Source organism: Lonsdalea iberica, assembly GCF_002111585.1.
Classification (GTDB): domain Bacteria; phylum Pseudomonadota; class Gammaproteobacteria; order Enterobacterales; family Enterobacteriaceae; genus Lonsdalea; species Lonsdalea iberica.
Genome location: NZ_LUTP01000056.1, coordinates 1 through 18,607, shown reverse-complemented (window position 1 = coordinate 18,607; position 18,607 = coordinate 1). Strand labels below are relative to the sequence as shown.

14 protein-coding genes and 1 pseudogene are annotated in these 18,607 nt (G+C 54.4%); 6 read left to right on the top strand and 9 right to left on the bottom strand.

What is annotated here, in order from left to right:
- Window positions 1-71: 71 nt before the first annotated feature.
- The 5 genes from sseB to trmJ form a co-directional block, all read right to left on the bottom strand.
- Entirely contained in the window at window positions 72-866 is a 795-nt protein-coding gene (sseB, locus tag AU511_RS15200; protein WP_094110194.1) for an enhanced serine sensitivity protein SseB, read from the bottom strand.
- Window positions 867-988: 122 nt separating this feature from the next.
- Window positions 989-2,284, bottom strand: coding sequence for an aminopeptidase PepB (gene pepB / locus AU511_RS15195; protein ID WP_094110193.1), 1,296 nt, complete (start codon window positions 2,282-2,284; stop codon window positions 989-991).
- A gap of 763 nt (window positions 2,285-3,047) precedes the next feature.
- A complete protein-coding gene (locus tag AU511_RS15190) occupies window positions 3,048-4,265 on the bottom strand; it encodes an IscS subfamily cysteine desulfurase (RefSeq protein WP_094110192.1) in 1,218 nt (405 codons plus the stop codon).
- 119 nt (window positions 4,266-4,384) lie between these two features.
- Window positions 4,385-4,879 (bottom strand): Fe-S cluster assembly transcriptional regulator IscR, encoded by a 495-nt coding sequence (iscR, locus tag AU511_RS15185; RefSeq protein ID WP_026738381.1) that lies wholly within the window; start codon window positions 4,877-4,879, stop codon window positions 4,385-4,387.
- Between the two features lie 138 nt (window positions 4,880-5,017).
- The gene (gene trmJ / locus AU511_RS15180) at window positions 5,018-5,734 is read right to left on the bottom strand and encodes a tRNA (cytosine(32)/uridine(32)-2'-O)-methyltransferase TrmJ (RefSeq protein ID WP_094102240.1); all 717 of its coding nucleotides are present in this window, start codon (window positions 5,732-5,734) and stop codon (window positions 5,018-5,020) included.
- A 120-nt stretch (window positions 5,735-5,854) separates the two neighbouring features.
- On the opposite strand from trmJ, the gene suhB reads away from it, so the two are divergent.
- From suhB to AU511_RS15160, 4 genes and pseudogenes are all read left to right on the top strand, one after another.
- Window positions 5,855-6,658 (top strand): inositol-1-monophosphatase, encoded by an 804-nt coding sequence (suhB, locus tag AU511_RS15175; protein WP_094102241.1) that lies wholly within the window; start codon window positions 5,855-5,857, stop codon window positions 6,656-6,658.
- Window positions 6,659-7,170: 512 nt separating this feature from the next.
- Window positions 7,171-8,294, top strand: a pseudogene (locus tag AU511_RS15170) (ABC transporter substrate-binding protein).
- Window positions 8,295-8,299: 5 nt separating this feature from the next.
- Window positions 8,300-9,382, top strand: coding sequence for a FecCD family ABC transporter permease (locus AU511_RS15165; protein ID WP_094102187.1), 1,083 nt, complete (start codon window positions 8,300-8,302; stop codon window positions 9,380-9,382).
- Complete coding sequence (locus AU511_RS15160; protein ID WP_094110191.1) at window positions 9,379-10,176, top strand: ABC transporter ATP-binding protein; 798 nt, start codon at window positions 9,379-9,381, stop codon at window positions 10,174-10,176. Before AU511_RS15165 ends, AU511_RS15160 begins: the two co-directional genes overlap by 4 nt.
- 88 nt (window positions 10,177-10,264) lie before the next feature.
- On the opposite strand, the gene AU511_RS15155 is transcribed toward AU511_RS15160, so the two are convergent.
- The 4 genes from AU511_RS15155 to glyA form a co-directional block, all read right to left on the bottom strand.
- The gene (locus tag AU511_RS15155; protein WP_094110190.1) at window positions 10,265-11,314 is read right to left on the bottom strand and encodes a nickel/cobalt transporter; all 1,050 of its coding nucleotides are present in this window, start codon (window positions 11,312-11,314) and stop codon (window positions 10,265-10,267) included.
- A complete protein-coding gene (locus tag AU511_RS15150; protein WP_100059685.1) occupies window positions 11,305-11,916 on the bottom strand; it encodes a DUF1007 family protein in 612 nt (203 codons plus the stop codon). The genes AU511_RS15155 and AU511_RS15150 overlap by 10 nt, the downstream gene beginning before the upstream one ends.
- An 84-nt stretch (window positions 11,917-12,000) precedes the next feature.
- The gene (locus AU511_RS15145; protein WP_094110188.1) at window positions 12,001-13,152 is read right to left on the bottom strand and encodes a 3-phenylpropionate MFS transporter; all 1,152 of its coding nucleotides are present in this window, start codon (window positions 13,150-13,152) and stop codon (window positions 12,001-12,003) included.
- Window positions 13,153-13,283: 131 nt separating this feature from the next.
- Window positions 13,284-14,537, bottom strand: a complete 1,254-nt coding sequence (gene glyA / locus AU511_RS15140; RefSeq protein WP_094110187.1) for a serine hydroxymethyltransferase — start codon at window positions 14,535-14,537, stop codon at window positions 13,284-13,286.
- Window positions 14,538-15,071: 534 nt separating this feature from the next.
- Here glyA and AU511_RS15135 point away from each other — a divergent pair.
- Together AU511_RS15135 and AU511_RS15130 are read left to right on the top strand one after the other, a co-directional pair.
- Window positions 15,072-16,229: a polysaccharide lyase gene (locus AU511_RS15135; RefSeq protein ID WP_420843463.1), complete on the top strand. Its 1,158-nt coding sequence runs from the start codon at window positions 15,072-15,074 to the stop codon at window positions 16,227-16,229.
- Between the two features lie 484 nt (window positions 16,230-16,713).
- Entirely contained in the window at window positions 16,714-17,823 is a 1,110-nt protein-coding gene (locus AU511_RS15130) for a pectate lyase family protein (RefSeq protein WP_240503859.1), read from the top strand.
- The last annotated feature ends 784 nt before the right edge of the window (window positions 17,824-18,607 follow it).

Sequence of the window (18,607 nt, the reverse complement as noted above, 5' to 3'; positions counted from 1 at the left end):
AGCGGTCAAGCGGTCAAGCGGTCAAGCGGTCAAGCGGTCAAGCGGTCAAGCGGTCAAGCAACATTATCTGCTCAGGCGTGGCCGCTGTTTTTAAAATCACGCAAAAAGCTGCCCCACTTACGCTCATAAAACGGCGTGGTGTGCTTGATCATGTAATGGCTGATGCCCGGCTCGTTGTCTGCAACGACGCAAAGGTCAATCGGGCGATCGTCCGGCAACGTGTCGCTGGCAACAGTGCCTGCCGCCAGAATGATCGCTTCCACGTCTTCATCCACATCGATGCCGACCAGCAGATGCGGCTGTTCTTCTCCCTGTTCCTGGATCTGCACCAGAAACGCGCGGCGCACGGCGGGATATTTCGCAAATAGTTGGGTCAGAGAGTCGATCATCTGCGCGGGCATTTCCGCGGGCTGACCAATCAGGACTTGTGTGTCCTCCTCGATCACTTTTTTCGTCACGAGTCCGGTGCCTTCGCCAGCCAGCAGGTGTTCAACCTCCTGCGGCAGAAACTCTTTCCCATAAGGCAATTTCGGATTGAGGAACAACACGGCGCCCTGTGTCAGTTCGAACAGCGCTCGTGCGGGCAGGGCCAAAAAGGACTGTTCTTCGGTGATGGCTGACTGCAGAGCCTCAAGGGAGGAAAAAAATGGGATTGCGGAACTGCCATCCGGCTTCTCCCAATGCTGAAGATGCACTTGGCTGCCTGCCTGAAGCGTCTGCTCGCCGAAAGTCGTGTCGCCGTCGCTGTTTCCTAGTACGTATACCGTGGCCGTCATCAGTTCATTGAAAAACTCAGGCCGATGAGCAGGCTCGGTCGCCGCGCGCATCAGCGCCTCTTCCAGCGTGTTTTGTGGTGAAAATTCCATCGTCTTCCTCAACGCTTTCAGGCCTGCGCGTCACATCGAAGACGCGCAGCCTGTGGTTATGCTCGCGCGGCATTGCCGCACGTTGTTTCGAACCCAGTCTTAACTTGCCCGCCGTTGCTTATTCAGCCAGCTTTGCTCAGCAGGAAGTCCGCCAGAGTGCGCACCCCCAGCCCTGTCGCGCCAGCCGACCATTGATCGACAGCCCCCTTGCGATAGGTCGCCGAACAGTCAATATGGAGCCACCCTTTCTGATAGTTCTCCACGAAATAGGACAGGAAGGCCGCCGCCGTGCTGGCCCCCGCAGAATGCGCCGGACTGGCGATATTATTCAGATCCGCGAAGTTAGACGGCAGATGCTGGCGGTGGAACTCCTCCAGCGGCAGACGCCAGAAGGGTTCGCCCTCACGTTCTGCGCTAGTGAGTAAATCCCCAACCAGCGCATCGTCAAAGCTGAACAGCGCATGGTAGTCGTTCCCCAACGCCATCTTCGCGGCGCCAGTGAGCGTGGCGCAGTCGATAATCCACTGCGGTTTTTGTGCGGATGCGTCGATCAACCCATCGGCGAGCACCAGACGCCCTTCCGCATCCGTGTTCATCACTTCCACGGTTTTACCGTTGCGATAACTGATGATGTCGCCCAGACGGAACGCGTTGCCGCTCACCATGTTCTCGGCACAGCACAAATACAGTTTGACGCGCTGTTTGAGTCCACGCGCCGCCGCCATGGCCAATGCTCCAGTCACCAGCGCTGCGCCGCCCATATCGGACTTCATCGAATCCATAAAGCCGCTGGGCTTGAGGCTATAGCCACCGGTATCGAACGTGATGCCCTTACCGACCAGACATGCCATCACCGGCGCATCCGGGTTGCCGGTCGGATTGTAATCGAGCGCCAGCAATACCGGCTGACGGTCTGAGCCACGCCCAACAGTATACAGGCCGGAATAGTTCTGCTGGCGCAGGTCTTCGCCTTTGGTAATGCGGTAAGACACCGCGTCGCAGTTGACGGAACACAGCAGATCTACCGCGCGGGTCGCCAGCTGTTCCGGCCCCAGCGATTCAGCCGGCAGGTTGATGGTATCGCGTACCCAATCGACGATTTTCAGACGGCGATCTAACTCCTGCTGCGCAACTTCATCCAGCGCCGCCCATTCAACGGTGCGCTGTCCCTTTGGTCCACGGTAGCCCTGCCAGAAAGCCCAACTACTTTCGAGGTCCCACCCCTCGCCTTCCAGCTTGACGCGTTTAATGCCCTGACCGTCTATTTTACGGCCGGCGCGCTGGAGGGTGACCAGCGTTTTTTCGCCTGTCAGATGGATGGTGAACCCCTGCTCGCCAGAGGTTAACGTTGCTTTTTCACCCCAGCGAGCATCGGCCGGCTGGTGGGAAAGGGTAATCGGCATAGTTTCGGTTGTCATAATCACGTTCCCTATTACGCATTTCTTTCATCAGGCTGGTCAGCCGTGAAGAAGAAAAAATCGGCCGCCTCGTAGGCGTGCCTGTCGTGCTGGTTATTCAGCTTTTATCCAACCAGAGAACCGCATCTCTTCTACCTTTTCAGGTTACGGTTCGGTGGCCGATCGTTCAATTCATCCCACGGCTCATTTTATCATGCAGAGGGGGCGCTCTCGCGGGGATTGGCATGGCGATATTCGACCGCCGGTCCTCGCATCAGTCCGTCTCGCCGAGCAGGCTGACGGAGCAAAAGCCAGTGCGTGTATCAATATAGTGTAATGTGGCGTTTTTATGCCCCACACGTCATCTCTGCCCTCGGTGGTCATTTGACGCTTTTCAAGCACCACCTTATTGTCATCGCTATGCGTTCACAATGCCTTCACCAGGACAGGTTATTACCAATCCAGTCCTAACCGGTTCTGCGGCAAAAACTCGAGTCAAGATAGCATATCTGCGCCCTGTCCCTGGCGTAACTCGTCGGGAAGAACGCACAAAAACAGGAAAAATCCCGCGTGATATCCGCCAAAGGACATTTAGGAACCAATAAGGTGAGAGGGAATCCGGGGCGAGCGGCAAAAAGCCGTAACCGCGCTAACGAGAGGAACGCATGATTGAGTGCTAATTCATCCCTGTACAGGATAATTAGTTGATGACGAAGAGGGTTAACTTCAAGGTGACCGAGCTGAATTGCCCGGCCAACTTACCTGTCAGGAAGATGACAACGCTTTAGGATTGAGACGCTAAGGCCGTGCCGGCGTTCTTCGCGTTCTGTTTGAATGATTTCCATCCTGGAGAGACGCTACGCAGCCGCTCGACGGCTTTGTGTACCTGCACAATGGCGTAATCCACCTCCTCTTCCGTGCTGTAACGCCCCAACGAAAAGCGAATGGAGCTGAGCGCCAGCATTTCATTAACTCCCAGCGCCCGCAGCACATAAGAAGGCTCAAGGCTGGCGGAAGTACAGGCTGAACCGGAGGAAACGGCCAGATCTTTTAATGCCATGAGCAACGATTCACCCTCAACATAGTTAACGCTGACGTTGAGAATATTGGGAATGCTCTGAGACAGATCGCCATTGATATGGATTTCTTCAATATCCCGAATACCGTTCCACAACCGATCGCGCAGGGCCCGCAGGCGCGAAAAGTCTGTTTCCATTTCTTGCGCCGCTATGCGATAGGCTTCGCCCATGCCCACGATCTGATGCACCGGCAGCGTACCTGAACGCATTCCGCGTTCGTGGCCGCCGCCGTGCATCTGGGCGTCAATACGCACACGCGGATTGCGACGAACGAACAGCGCGCCGATGCCCTTCGGGCCATAAATCTTATGACCGGAAAACGACATCAAATCGACGTTGAGCTGACCGAGATCGATCGGTAACTTTCCGACGCTCTGCGTGGCATCGACATGATAGAGGATGCCGCGGCGATGACACAGATCGCCGATAGCGGCGATATCCTGCACCACGCCAACTTCATTGTTGGCATGCATGATGGAAACCAGAATCGTGTCGTCGCGAAAAGCGGCTTCCAACTCATTCAAGTCGATGACGCCGTTGCTCATTGGCGTGAGATAGGTGACGTCGAACCCGTCACGTTCCAACTGATGACAAGGATCCAGCACGGCTTTGTGCTCAGTCACGCAGGTAATGATGTGCTTACCCTTTTCCTGATGAGCGGCGGCTGCGCCTTTGATCGCCAGATTATCCGCTTCCGTGGCGCCCGAGGTGAAGACGATTTCACGAGGATCCGCGCCAACCAAATCGGCGATCTGGTTGCGTGCGACATCAACCGCTTCTTCCGCCTGCCAGCCGTAACGATGCGAACGGGACGCGGCATTGCCGAACGTACCGTCCATCGTCAAGAACTTCATCATTTTCTCAGCCACGCGCGGATCAACCGGCGTCGTGGCTGAATAATCCAGATAGATGGGTAACTTCATGGCTCATTAACTCCGTACTTCACACCCAAACGTACTCTGCGTTTGGTTTATCATCGGGCGCTCCTGCCCGTAACCCTCAGGGCCAACGCCATGCGTTGTCAGACGTCACCGAGCCTTTTTCAGGCGCGCAAGTTGACGTTGATCGTTTCTTGCGTACGGCCAGTAGAGGTACGGCGCGTATCGGCATCCTGACGATCGGCAACATCAAGAATATCTTTGTTGTTGACCAACTCGCCCAGAGTGATGTTGTTCAGGAAATCGGTAATGCGGTCGCTCAGATCGCGCCACAGCGTATGCGTCAGGCAACGGTCGCCGCCCTGGCAGCCTTCGCGCCCCTGGCAACGGGTCGCATCGACCGATTCGTCGACGGCGGAGATAACCGCGCCGACGGCGATATCATTAGCGTCTCTGCCCAGCAAGTAGCCGCCGCCCGGTCCACGAACGCTGGAAACCAGACCATTTTTACGCAGACGCGAGAACAGCTGTTCAAGATACGAAAGCGAAATGCCCTGACGCTCAGAGATGTCAGCCAGAGGCACAGGGCCTTCCTGAGAATGCAGCGCCACATCCAGCATGGCGGTAACAGCATAACGTCCTTTAGAAGTCAGTCTCATATCAATGGTATCCGTAGAGTGAACCCGTGTTTTTGAACACAGGAAGGGTCGAAATGTGATATTAGTCTGTCATTCCCGAGTATTTCAGTCAAGTATTTATCCGAGTAAAACACTCAACTATTACTCGCAACTCATCGGTCATTTTTTATGGATAGAACTCAGGATGCCACGCAGAATATTGAGCTCCTGACTTTCCGGGCGGGCGCGGGTGAACAGTCTGCGCAACTTGCTCATGACCTGCCCCTGATGCGACTGACGGATGAAACCGGTCTCCAGCAACGTGGATTCCAGATGCTGATAAAAGCGCTCCAGATCGTCCACCAGCGGATACGGGGTTTCTTCATGATCGGGCGTAGCCATCTGCTCATTATCCAGATGCGCGACGCGGATTTCGTAAGAAAGAATCTGCACCGCCATCGCCAGATTCAGCGAGCTGTACTCCGGGTTCGCCGGGATCGCCACATGATAATGACATTTCTGCAGTTCATCATTGGTCAACCCGACCCGTTCACGGCCAAACACGATGGCGACAGGCGCATGGCGCGACTCTTGCGCACTACGTACACCACATTCGCGGGGCTCCAGCATCGGCCACGGCAGCGTACGCGAACGGGCGCTGGTCCCAATGACCAGGCTACAGCCTTCCAACGCCTGATCCAGATTTTCAACCAGCGTGGCATTCCCGATGACGTCGCTCGCGCCGGCGGAAAGCGCGATCGCCTGTGAATCAGGCTTAACCAACGGATTAACCAGATAAAGATTGCTCAACCCCATGGTTTTCATCGCCCGAGCGGCCGATCCCATGTTGCCGGTGTGGGACGTTTCCACCAAGACAATGCGTATATTTTCTAACATGCTGACTCAATAGTGCGAAAAAGGAAATGCGGACTATGTTAACACAATCTTCGCTATTTTCTCTTTTGCTGGTATACTGCGCGCCGATTTCTGTTCTTTAACATTCTTGTGGACGATACCATGCATCCGATGCTGAACATTGCCGTGCGCGCCGCGCGTAAAGGCGGTAATTTAATTGCCAAAAACTATGAAACGCCCGACGCCGTCGAGGCGAGCCAGAAAGGCAGTAACGATTTTGTCACCAATGTCGATCGGGATGCAGAGCGCCTGATTATTGAAATCATTCGCAAATCATACCCTCAGCACACCATCATCAGTGAAGAGTGCGGAGAACTGGTCGGAGAAGACCAGGATATTCAATGGATTATCGATCCCCTGGATGGCACTTCCAACTTTATCAAACGTCTGCCGCACTTCGCGGTTTCCATCGCTGTTCGCATCAAAGGCCGTACCGAAGTCGCGGTCGTCTACGATCCGATGCGTAATGAGCTGTTCACCGCCACTCGCGGTCAGGGCGCTCAGCTGAACGGCTATCGTCTGCGCAGCAGCAACGCTCGCGATCTGGACGGCACCATTCTCGCCACCGGCTTCCCGTTCAAGCACAAACAGCACTCCGCCAGCTACTTCCGCATGATGGAAGGTCTGTTCGGTCTGTGCGCGGACTTCCGCCGCACCGGTTCCGCCGCGTTAGATCTGGCTTACGTCGCCGCGGGCCGCGTTGATGGTTTCTTCGAAATCGGCCTCAAGCCGTGGGACTTCGCTGGCGGTGAACTGCTGGTACGCGAAGCAGGCGGTATCGTGACCGACTTCGTTGGCGGCCACAACTACCTGACGACCGGCAACCTCGTCGCCGGCAACCCGCGTGTGGTGAAATCCTTGTTGTCCAACGTCCGCGACAACCTGAGCGATGCACTGAAACGTTAAGTTTCTCCCGGTTAGTCGACTTCAGTCGGCTAACCGCCGTTTTTCTTTTTATTCCTGCCATGACCCCAAGCGGTTTCCCTTATCGGCCACAGTAACGTTCCCCCTTCATCTAGCGTCATCATCGCCGGAAACGGCTCCCTGTATCAGCCCGAGACCTCATTAGCGCGCTGATGCCGGCCGGCCATCTCATACATTCGTTTTGATTCATCATGACGAAATCATCAGATCAGGCAGAAACCAAGGGAGTGTGCCGAGGATTTCCCATCCATAGCCACCCACTGCGTCAGCGCCGATAGGCCGCATCCTTGTTTATTAACTACCCTCGTCATTACTCAGCTTTGTCGTGTTTTTGAGATGAAAAGCGCGAATTCCCGCAGATTAGTGGCACAAAGGTCAAACACATTAACGCTCGCTAACTTTTGTTTTTTAACTTTTTTGTTGGTTGAAAGCTCATTCGATTACATATGATAATAATTATTAAACTCATTTTAAGGACGGAGTGCAGTCGCGTTATGTTCATCCACCTGTTTCGACACGTTTTGCTGGTCGCCGCACTGACGGCTTCCTTGAGTAGCCATGCCACGCAGTATCCCGTCACGGTAACCGATCTCGACGGGCAGAACGTCACGCTCAAACAGGAGCCCCGTCGTATTGTCTTGCAGGACGGCCGCGACATCATGGCGCTGGCGCTGTTGGATCGCGAGAATCCATTTCAGCGGTTGGTGGCCTGGAATAACCTGCCCAGAACATCCGACACTGCGACATGGAACATCCTGAAAGGCAAATGGCCGCAGGCGGCGTCCATTTTAGATATGGGATTCAGCGACAAAGGCGATATCGAGCTGGAAAGCGTACTGGCGCAGCGGCCCGACCTGATGGTCGCGCAAATGCGCGCCAAACCCTCGCTGACCGATAACGGTATACTCAGCAAATTGCGCACGCTCGGCGTCCCGGTGATCTTCATCGATTTTGAAATCGCGCCCGTCAAAAACACGACCGACAGCATAGCCCTGCTGGGACGCGTGCTGAACCGCGAAGATAACGCTAAAGCCTATACGGATTTTTACCGCCAGCATCTCACTGCCATTCAGCAACGTACCGCCGCCATCACGCCGAAGGCCAACGTGTTTATCGAAGCGCTGGCCGGTCGTTCTGAATCCTGTTGCTTCAGCCATGCACATAACGGCTGGGGCGGTCTGGTCGAAGCCGTCGGCGCACGAAATATCGGCTCATCGCTGCTTCCGGGCGCCTATGGCTACGTATCCTTGGAAACGCTCATCAGCATGAAGCCGGACGTTTACATCATGACCGGGTCAAAACGTGGCGACGGCGCAGTCCACTGTTGCAGCTGGGTTACGGCGCGGACAAGGCGAATCTCGATGACAGAGGAAACCAGCTGCTCAGCCGGACCGGCGTGGCACAAATTCCGGCCGTACGGAAAAAACAAGCCTTCGGCCTATACCACCATTTCTATAATCACCCGTACAATATCGTTGGTATGGAATATCTGGCTAAGGCAATCTACCCTCAGCAGTTCAGCGATCTGACTCCGGACGCCTCCTACCACCACATTATTCGCCGCTTCACGACGTTGCCCGATAGCGAATTTATTTTTTCCTGGAAACAGGCTGAGTAACTTTCATGAGTGTTACGACCGAATCGACTCACCGCGGTAGCCCGGCTGCCGAAAACCGCATTATGCATCGCTATCAGCATATCGTCCGGCACCGCCTGCTGCTGATGGCCGCCCTGGTGATAGCCATCATCGCCTCGCTGCTGCTGGACTTTGTCCTCGGCCCATCGGGCCTGGCGCTGGAAACACTGTGGCAAACGCTAACCGACCCTTCGGCGGCGGATGCTGGTATTCGCGTGATTGTCTGGGATATCCGCCTGCCCTATGCGCTGATGGCGGTCGTCGTCGGCCTGGCCCTGGGGCTCGCAGGCGCGGAAATGCAGACGATCCTCAATAACCCGCTCGCCAGCCCGTTTACATTGGGCGTCTCCTCAGCTGCCGCGTTTGGCGCGGCGCTAGCCATCGTGCTGGGCATTGGCCTTCCCGGCATTCCGGCTCAGTGGTTTATCTCCGCCAACGCATTCTTGTTCGCCCTGTTGGCCGCGTTGCTGCTTGATGCCATTACCCGCTGGACACAGGTTGCCACTTCAGGCGTTGTGCTCTTCGGCATCGCACTCGTGTTCACCTTTAACGCGCTGGTCTCTATGCTGCAATTCGTCGCCAACGAAGACACGCTGCAAGGGCTTGTCTTCTGGACAATGGGCAGTCTGGCTCGCGCTTCGTGGGACAAACTGGGCGTTCTGCTGCTGGTGCTGGCGGTGGTCATGCCGCTCTCAATGATGAACGCGTGGAAGCTGACGGCGCTGCGTCTGGGCGAAGACCGGGCGATCAGCTTCGGCATTAACGTGCGCCGACTGCGATTGGCGACGCTGCTGCGCATTAGCATCTTGTCCGCGCTGTCGGTCGCCTTCGTCGGTCCCATCGGCTTTATCGGCCTGGTGGCGCCGCATATCGCCCGGCTGATTTTCGGCGAAGATCACCGTTTTTATCTGCCAGCCAGCGCATTGACCGGCGCATTGGTGCTGTCGCTGGCCTCCGTGGTGTCCAAAAACCTGCTGCCGGGCGTCATCATTCCCGTCGGCATTGTCACCTCATTGGTCGGCGTGCCTTTCTTCCTGAGTATCATTCTGCGGCATAGGGGGAGCGTATGAATTCGACGCCTAAAGGTCTCGCCCTCTCCCACTTCCACGCAGGCTACCCCAAGCGCCCGGTGATCTCGGATCTCAACGTGCCGAAGCTGCCGAGAGGCAAAATCACCGTATTGCTGGGGCCGAACGGTAGCGGGAAATCCTCGCTGCTGCGGGCGATTGCCGGGCTGGGCAATGCGAAAGGGAACGTCTATCTGGACGACGTGAACCTGATGCAGCTTCCTTTCAGCCAACGCGCCGAAAAGGTAGTTTACCTTCCCCAGTCGTTGCCGGCCGGGGTGCACCTGCATGTCCTGGAATCGATCATCGTCGCCCAACGCGCCAGCGGAGGCCTGTCCCAGCGCGAAGATAAGGACGCGGTCATGACATTACTGCGACAGCTGGGTATCGAGCATCTGGCGCTGAACTATCTGGACCAGCTGTCCGGGGGGCAGAAACAGCTGGTCGGGCTGGCGCAGTCGCTGATCCGTCAGCCGTCGCTGCTCCTGCTGGATGAACCGCTTAGCGCGCTCGATCTCAACTACCAGTTCCACGTGATGGATTTGGTGCGTCGAGAAACCCAGCGCCGGAATATCGTCACCGTGGTGGTGGTCCACGACATTAACATCGCGCTTCGCCATGGCGATCACGTGTTGATGCTGCAAAACGGTCAGTTGATTGCCGACGGGGAACCGGCGGAAGTCATTACCGCAGAGAGTCTGGCGCGCGTTTACGGCGTACGAGGACGCATCGAACGTTGTTCACAAGGCATACCGCAGGTGATAATCGACGGATTGGTCACAGAGCCGCTGCAATAACACAATTACCTTCCCGCCCCGGAGCTACATCGGGGCGTTGGACCGGCAGGCTTTCCACCTCAGCGAAGCCGCGCCGGTCCAACCATCACTATCCCCCAAACGGGCGAATACCGCCCATCATGGCGGGTTGGGCGCTGACATACAGCACCACCCCCACCACCATGAGTAATGCGCCGCCGCTCAAGGATAATGCACACCAGAAAAGTTGCTGCCACCGAGGTGAAGTCCGTTCTGCGCCGAGGCGCGTCATCAGTCGTCGGCAGGCGCTGACCGCCGCCGCCAGCAGGGAGAGCGTAAAGGCGGTGCCCAGAGCCATCGTCAACGCCGACAAAACTCCCCAACCATACACCCCGAGGACTTTGGCGAACAACAGCACCAATATCGCGCCCGAGCAGGGACGTAATCCCATCGCCAGCACCACCATCAAGCGAGCCCGCCATCCACCCTCTTCGGCAAGCGCTTCCGGCTGCGGAACATGCTGATGCCCGCAGCCGCATCCCGCGTCATGCAAAACAGAACCGCGGATATTCTCGACGCGCCACACCGCCGACGACGGCGCTGCCGTCAGCGGCGCAAGCCGCTGGATGCGGGGAGGACGGGATCCCGCTCGCGCCGCAAATAGCCGCCGTATAGCACGAACGCTCAGCCATACCCCGAGCAGCATCACCAACAGGTAACTGCCCTTCTCTATCCAAAAACTGCTCACGTGTAGCACCCGGCTGGAGAGCTGCAACACGGAGAGCACTATCGTCACCAGAATTACCGCGACCATGCCCTGCAACAGCGAAGCGGCGAAGGTGAGCTGTAGGCTGCGCTTCAGGCGAGAGGGGTGCGTAGCGAGATAGGTGGCGATCACCACCTTGCCGTGGCCCGGCCCAAGCGCATGCAAAATGCCGTAGGTCAGACTGAACGCAAGCAGGCTCCAACCGGCGCGACGCGGCTGCGTGCTGACCGCCTCCATCAGCTGCGACATTTGCTGGTGAAGCGATTTTTGCCAGATGACGCTTTGGCGCAACATATCCGGCCACCAAGCCCAGACTTCATAGAGTCCCCAGCCCAAGGCCAGCAACAGGATCAATAGCGGCCACGCAGCGCGGCGAGCGTGACCGTCGGAATGAGAAGAGAGATTTATTGGCATTGCAACGTAACCCGCTGTGCAAATTGTTGACCCAGCGCCATGTCTTCGTCCGGGCTGTCATTTTTATCTAACGAGAGCGCGTAAGACTGTAGCGAAGCATCTGGTTTCGGCGTCGTCAGCGTAGTATGACAGCGCGACGACAGTGCCGGATTAACGGCGATCGCCTGGTCCTCTTTGTAGGACATATCGACGAAGTAGGTCGGATCGTAGGTGGATATCAGCAGAGGTTTACCCGCCAGAGGCTGGGGATGGGCCAACGGAAGCACGAACTCCAGCATCGCCTGATTGCCGTGACGAGAAAGATGATATTCGCTCGGCATTGGCGCATATTTGACCGGCTTCCCGTCACGAAAAATGTCGGTGAAATAGTGCTGCCCCAGCACGTTGGCCATGACTTCCGCTGCCAGTTTCTTCCAAACTTCCGCCTCCTGGGGCGCAGCCCCCGCATCATAGAGGAGATCGGCGGAGGTCATCGGGTCCATCGTCCATTTCATGCGCAGCCCGGTGATGAGATCGTTTTGCCCCTCCACGGTCATGCGCATGTCGATAAAACTGTGAGGATGCGCCAACGCCTGCGGGATCGCACCACATCCCGTCAACATCAGCGCCGCCGCCAACCGGCCAGGCCATCGCGACGTGATTGCACCGAATACCATCGTCACCTCTTATTCATGATTTTCTTTCAGCTAGACCTTTGTCTTCGCCGTATCCGGCAACCGAAAAAACAGGACCGGTGCCGCCAGCAATGCCATCACCCAGAACGTTTTGCCCTGCAGATGGCTGAACAGATAACCGGAAAAGACCGTGACCAGCGCGATTCCGCCGCCCATCGCCAAGGCGGAATACACCGCTTGCAGCTTCAGTACGTCGCTGCCCTGTCGCGTGGAGATGAAGCGCATGGCCGACAGATGGCATATCGTAAACGTCCCGCAGTGTAATAGCTGAATCACGATCAGCCACGGTAGCGATACAGTCGATCCCATCAGTCCCCAGCGGATAACGCCGCACGCAGCCGAGAGCAACAGCAGTCCCTGTGCCGTCCAGCGCCGAAATAAACGATGACTGAGCGCAAAAATCACAATCTCTGCAACCACGCCCAGCGACCAGAGATACCCCACGACCGACGCCGAGTAGCCCATATTCTGCCAGTAAATGACGCTAAAGCCGTAATACGCGGCATGGGCTCCCTGCAACAGGGTGACGCCAAGCATAAAGCGCCACACGGCGGTTTCACTTAATAGCTGACGCCAAGGGGTTGAGGCAAGACCGGTCGCCTTAGACGTCGCCGCCTGAGGCGCGGTTTCAGGCTGAAACAACATGCCTAACAACATACACAACAGTCCGACGCAGAGAACCATAAGAATGGCCGGATGTCCCCAGACGGCAACGAGATCGCCGGTTACCGCCGAACCGATAACGAACGCGATAGATCCCCATAACCGCACCCGCCCGTAGTCCATTGTGAGCTGTTGACGCCAGGTGCTTGCCAGCGCATCGGTCAGCGGCACCAGCGGTGCGAAGAACAGGTTAAACCCGATCATGACCAGCAGCAGCCACAACCACGCATTGCCGAGCCAGAACCCGAAGGCCATGATCAGCGAGACCAGCGCCAGACAGCGCAGTGCCCCGATGAGCCGGGACGGATGCCCGACCCCGGCAGTAATAGCCAGACTCCCGCAACAGCGAGCAACCAGACCGGCGCCGAGCAATAGCCCAATGGTTTCATCCGATAAACCTTCTCCCTGCAGCCAACGCCCCCAAAAAGGCAAAAAGATGCCGTAGCAGAAAAAGTAGGTGAAATAGCTGAGAGCCAGCCAGCGAGTGGATCGTAAAACCATGGGTTCTCCTGTTTCGACCGGCTACTTTGGCAAAGTTGTTTGATGGGCGCAACTACGGTCAACAGATAAAAAAAACGCCAGCATTGCGCTGGCGTCTATTCGCTGTGCGTGCCGGAGCACGCATCGCAGACTTAGGCGTAAACAGGGAAACGAGCACAAAGTTCCAGCACTTTCTGCTTGGTGCGCTCAATGACTGCTTCATCGCTGATGTTATCCAGCACGTCACAAATCCAGCCGGCCAGTTCGCGCACTTCCGCCTCTTTAAAGCCACGGCGGGTGGCGGACGGCGTACCGATACGAATACCGGAGGTGACGAACGGGCTCTTAGGATCGTTCGGCACGCTGTTTTTGTTGACGGTGATATTTGCCCGGCCCAGCGCCGCATCGGCTTCCTTACCGGTGATGTCTTTGCTGACCAGATCCAGCAGGAACAGGTGGTTTTGCGTGCCGCCGGAAACCACATTGAAACCCCGAGTCAGGAAGACTTCCACCATCGCTTTGGCGTTTTTCGCTACCTGCTGCTGGTAAACGGTAAATTCCGGTTCCATCGCTTCTTTCAGCGCGACCGCTTTACCAGCAATGACATGCATTAACGGGCCGCCCTGCCCCCCCGGGAATACTGCGGAGTTCAGTTTCTTATACAGATCTTCATCACCGCCGTTCGCCAGGATCAGGCCGCCGCGCGGACCCGCCAGCGTTTTGTGGGTCGTGGTGGTAACGATGTGCGCATGAGGCACCGGTGTCGGATAAACGCCGGCAGCAACCAGACCCGCAACGTGAGCCATATCAACGAACAGGTAAGCGCCCACGCTATCAGCGATTTCACGCATTTTCGCCCAGTCGACCACGCCGGAATAAGCGGAGAAGCCGCCGACGATCATTTTCGGTTTGTGAGTACGCGCCAATACGGCCATTTCGTCGTAGTCGATTTTGCCGCTTTCATCGATACCGTAAGGGATGACGTTGTAGAGCTTACCAGAGAGATTGACCGGTGCGCCGTGAGTCAGGTGGCCACCGTGCGCCAGGTTCATGCCCAGAATGGTATCGCCGGGCTGTAGCAGTGCGGTGTAAACCGCAAAGTTGGCCTGAGAACCCGAGTGAGGCTGTACGTTGGCGTAGTCTGCGCCAAACAGCGCTTTCGCGCGGTCGATAGCCAGTTGCTCGACAATATCGACATATTCACAACCGCCATAATAGCGTTTGCCCGGGTATCCTTCCGCGTATTTGTTGGTTAGCTGAGATCCCTGTGCCTGCATGACGCGTGGGCTGGTGTAGTTTTCTGAAGCAATCAGCTCAATATGTTCTTCCTGACGCACCACTTCCTGCTGCATGGCCTGCCACAGCTCGGCATCATAATCGGCAATGTTCATTTCACGCTTTAACATCCGGATCTCCTGACTCAGCTAACGTGCATTTTTTACAACGCAATATAATCGCCCCGAAAGGCACTGGCCTATAGTGTAAACCGATTCTCACCGGCGAAGATAGGCTTTGGCGGAGGTTTTTGCGCAAACGATTGGCCTCAAGCAGCGCAAGGGTTTGCGCTTTTCTTCCCCTCCCCGTGCGGAGCGACTTTTTCTCATCAGGCACCTGTATTTTTTTCATGTTGGCCTGCGATCCAATTCGCTGACGCCGCGTCCTTCCCCTGCTTGTTCCCTTCGAAATTTTCTCCCAATGGTCTGTAAGACCATTCTGATACTAAGTATTTTTTATATTATCTTTTGACCAAGAATAATTAATACAAATAACGATATTGAACCTAACTATGTGGATTGCTAACTTCCTCGCATTGAACGGATTTCAACCACCCGCCCTTCATTCTCACACCAGGGAAACGCAAGCAACATACGTGGGCGTAATAAGGAGATAGTCTCATGACTAGTCTTACACCTCGCATTGGACCCGGCCATTCCTGCCGATTGACCCCTTCATTCTTCTCGCAGAAAGCGCCAGCGTGTTTGCTGTTCGTCAGCGTTGCCACGGCGCTGATGTCTTCCAGCGCAATTGCTGGTTCTGTGCTGACGCAGGAAGCCCTGACCACCGCACCGGCCGCCGGTTGGGCATCACAAAACGGTTCCACCACCGGTGGATCCGCCGCAGCGGAAGAGAACATCTATAGCGTCGCGACGATTGACGAGTTCAAAACGGCGCTGGCGACCGGCAGCACCAGTAAAATCATTCAGATTACGGCGCCTATCGACATCAGCGGCGGCACCGCCTACACAAGTTTCGACGATCAAAAAGCGCGAAGTCAGCTCCAGGTCCCTTCCAACACCACAATCATCGGTATTGGCGACCAGGGCAAACTCACCAATGGTTCGCTGATCGTCAAAGGTGTCAGCAACGTGATCTTGCGGAATTTCTCTATTGAAACGCCGGTCGACGTTGAGCCGCATTACGAGTCGGGAGATGGCTGGAATGCAGAATGGGATGCGATGAATGTTCAGACCGCCGACCATGTATGGATCGATCATGTGACTATTAGCGACGGCAGTTTTACGGACGACAAGTACACGACCAAGGATGGCGAAACTTATGTACAGCACGACGGAGCGCTAGATATCAAACGCGGTTCCGACTATGTCACCGTTTCTAATAGTCGCTTTGAGCTGCATGATAAAACCGTCTTGATCGGTCATAGCGACAGCAATACCGCCCAGGACGAAGGCAAACTGCACGTCACTTTCTTCAACAACCTGTTTAACCGGATCCGTGAACGTGCGCCGAGAGTTCGTTTCGGCAACGTCCATGCTTTCAATAATGTCTATATCGGTGACGTGAAGGACTCGGTTTATCCTTACTTGTACAGCTTTGGCATCGGCACTAGCAGCAGCCTGTTATCTGAGGGCAATGGTTTTACCGTCAGCAACCTCAGCGATAAATGCAAAGTGGCGAAAGCCTTTAACGGCAAAATTTTTTCGGATAAAGGTTCCATGTTGAACGGCAGCGAGGTTGATTTATCGACCTGCGGCTTTACGGACTATTCAGACACCATCCCTTACAGCTATACCGTGCAACCGATGACAACTAGCTTGTCTGACGACATCGCTGAAAAGGCCGGCTTCGGCAAACTCTAAATAAATAGAAGCGGCAATTGTACAAAGGTTATCAATCCAGGGTTGCCGCTTTATTTTATTTCTATCACAAAAAAACAAGTCAATAAGAAAAGACCAATAATCAATCATGAAAAATCATTCATTAATACCTATAATAATTGATAGAAATAATACAAAATAAAATGACACCCTTTCATTTACCCATACAATCCGTTACAAGATGAAATATTCATTCCATCAAAAAACCTTCAAGTAAAACCCTTGTCATTTAATTTATACTTTCTCTCAGAAAAACGATTTTGATCAAAAAACTCAAATCCCAGTCCTTAATAATACGGGCCGAATAGTCGATGGCTTTATATCAAGCCGATGAAATGTGTTTTATAAATAATCCTCATAACGAAAAAGGAACTTCTCCATGAGCATCATTATTTCTTCTAAAGAAAAAAAACCAGAGCACTCCGATTTATCTTTCCGTATTTGTTTTTGCGCCAAACCGCTGTTGATGGCCGGCATCGCCACTGCGTTAATCACCTCCGGCGCATCCGCCGCCAGCTTGCTGACAGCACAGGGCCGTACCGCAGCCTCCGTTGGCTGGGCGACACAAAAAGGAACGACGACCGGGGGCAAAGCCGCCACCGCCGCCAATATTTACACGGCAAAAAACATCACAGAGTTCAAGGCGGCGTTATCGGCCAAAACCACGGCAAAAATCATTCAAATTACGGGAACCATCGATATCAGCGGCGGCAAAGCCTACTCTTCCTACAGCGACCAGAAGGCCCGAAGCCAGATTCTCATCCCATCAAATACCACCATTATCGGCATCGGGACTTCGGGTAAATTTACCAAGGGTTCGCTAGTCATTAGCAATGCCAACAACGTGATTATTCGAAATGTTTATGTTGAAACACCGGTCGACGTGGCACCTCACTATGAATCGGGCGATGGCTGGAATGCGGAATGGGACTCTATCAATGTGATTACGTCTCACCACGTCTGGATAGACCATGTCACCTTTAGCGACGGCAGCTTTACCGACAACAAATACACCAAGAAAAATGGTGAAACCTATGTACAGCATGACGGCACGTTAGATATTAAACGGGGTTCCGACTATATCACCGTCTCCAACAACCGTTTTGAACAGCACGACAAGACCATCTTGATCGGCCACTGCGATACCAATGGTTCACAGGATGCGGGCAAACTGCACGTGACCTTCTATAACAACTTGTTCAACCAGGTGAGGGAACGTGCTCCGCGCGTTCGCTACGGCAATGTTCACGCTTTCAATAACGTCTTTGTGGGTAACGTGAATGCCTCAACTTATGCTTATCTCTACAGCTTCGGCATCGGCACCAGCAGCAGTCTGTTGTCAGAGAGCAATGCCTTCAACATTACCAACCTCAAGACCAAGTGTGCTGTTGTGAAGGCGTTTAACGGCAAAGTCTTTACCGATAAAAACTCGCTAATTAACAATAGCGCCGCTGGCTTATCGAGCTGCGGTTTCACAAATTATACCGCCAAGCTCCCTTACTCTTACAAAGTACAAACCATGAATAAAGCATTAGTCAAAACCATCATGTCGGGTGCGGGTTACGGAAAAATCTAATCCGGAACGCCTACGACGAGAGTAATTAAAACGAGCTAATCCACGGCCTGCCAACACCCTGTAAATAACAGCTTGATCAGCCCATGGATAAAATCAGCGTAAATACAACCGTATTTACGCTGGTCTTTGATTTTAAACATTCAGAAATAATCGGATTGAACACGATGAAAAATCGCTCACCCCATCGCTGATATTCACTAAAGAAACACTCACCCCTTATAAGTGAAAAAGAATTATTTCCATTTAAAGAATGGTGCGGTCAGATTGATTTAAAAAATGACAACAATTGATGAAAAATGTATGCACTCCATTTTTTAATCTAGGATTAAGGCCTCTTATCTAAGTTATATTTTATTATCGATCCATCGACATTTTAATTTTTCAATAGAATGTTGATACAGCGATAAATGGGGTATTTATACGCCCTGAGATTACGTCATCAAACAAAACCTAAATGAATGCATAGAACTCACGATGTTAACCCATTGATCTTGGCTGAGGAGGACGCCGGTTTTTCCACCTGCAATTCCTGCCCCTTAGCGCGATAGGTCCAACATAACCTTTCAGCCGGAATCTGAGTAACAGGATCAGCATTTCCCGTGTATCCCCCCTCCCTGCTGGCTGCAAGAAGCGTGGTAGGGCACGCCATGCCGGTGAAGGCTGCTGGAGCATAAGAGGTGGAATAACCTAGCGCCAATACATAACCAGGCATGAAATCAGGGAGCCGCGAATGGACGAGAGGCAGTTGGGCAGTTGGGCAGTTGGGCAGTCGGGCAGTCGGGCA

What these genes read in the sequence shown, in the direction of transcription:
- sseB (WP_094110194.1), bottom strand. Translation starts at nt 866, where the DNA reads ATGGAATTTTCACCACAAAACACGCTGGAAGAGGCGCTGATGCGCGCG.
- pepB (WP_094110193.1), bottom strand. Translation starts at nt 2,284, where the DNA reads ATGACAACCGAAACTATGCCGATTACCCTTTCCCACCAGCCGGCCGAT.
- AU511_RS15190 (WP_094110192.1), bottom strand. Translation starts at nt 4,265, where the DNA reads ATGAAGTTACCCATCTATCTGGATTATTCAGCCACGACGCCGGTTGAT.
- iscR (WP_026738381.1), bottom strand. Translation starts at nt 4,879, where the DNA reads ATGAGACTGACTTCTAAAGGACGTTATGCTGTTACCGCCATGCTGGAT.
- trmJ (WP_094102240.1), bottom strand. Translation starts at nt 5,734, where the DNA reads ATGTTAGAAAATATACGCATTGTCTTGGTGGAAACGTCCCACACCGGC.
- suhB (WP_094102241.1), top strand. Translation starts at nt 5,855, where the DNA reads ATGCATCCGATGCTGAACATTGCCGTGCGCGCCGCGCGTAAAGGCGGT.
- AU511_RS15165 (WP_094102187.1), top strand. Translation starts at nt 8,300, where the DNA reads ATGAGTGTTACGACCGAATCGACTCACCGCGGTAGCCCGGCTGCCGAA.
- AU511_RS15160 (WP_094110191.1), top strand. Translation starts at nt 9,379, where the DNA reads ATGAATTCGACGCCTAAAGGTCTCGCCCTCTCCCACTTCCACGCAGGC.
- AU511_RS15155 (WP_094110190.1), bottom strand. Translation starts at nt 11,314, where the DNA reads ATGCCAATAAATCTCTCTTCTCATTCCGACGGTCACGCTCGCCGCGCT.
- AU511_RS15150 (WP_100059685.1), bottom strand. Translation starts at nt 11,916, where the DNA reads ATGTTGACGGGATGTGGTGCGATCCCGCAGGCGTTGGCGCATCCTCAC.
- AU511_RS15145 (WP_094110188.1), bottom strand. Translation starts at nt 13,152, where the DNA reads ATGGTTTTACGATCCACTCGCTGGCTGGCTCTCAGCTATTTCACCTAC.
- glyA (WP_094110187.1), bottom strand. Translation starts at nt 14,537, where the DNA reads ATGTTAAAGCGTGAAATGAACATTGCCGATTATGATGCCGAGCTGTGG.
- AU511_RS15130 (WP_240503859.1), top strand. Translation starts at nt 16,714, where the DNA reads ATGGCCGGCATCGCCACTGCGTTAATCACCTCCGGCGCATCCGCCGCC.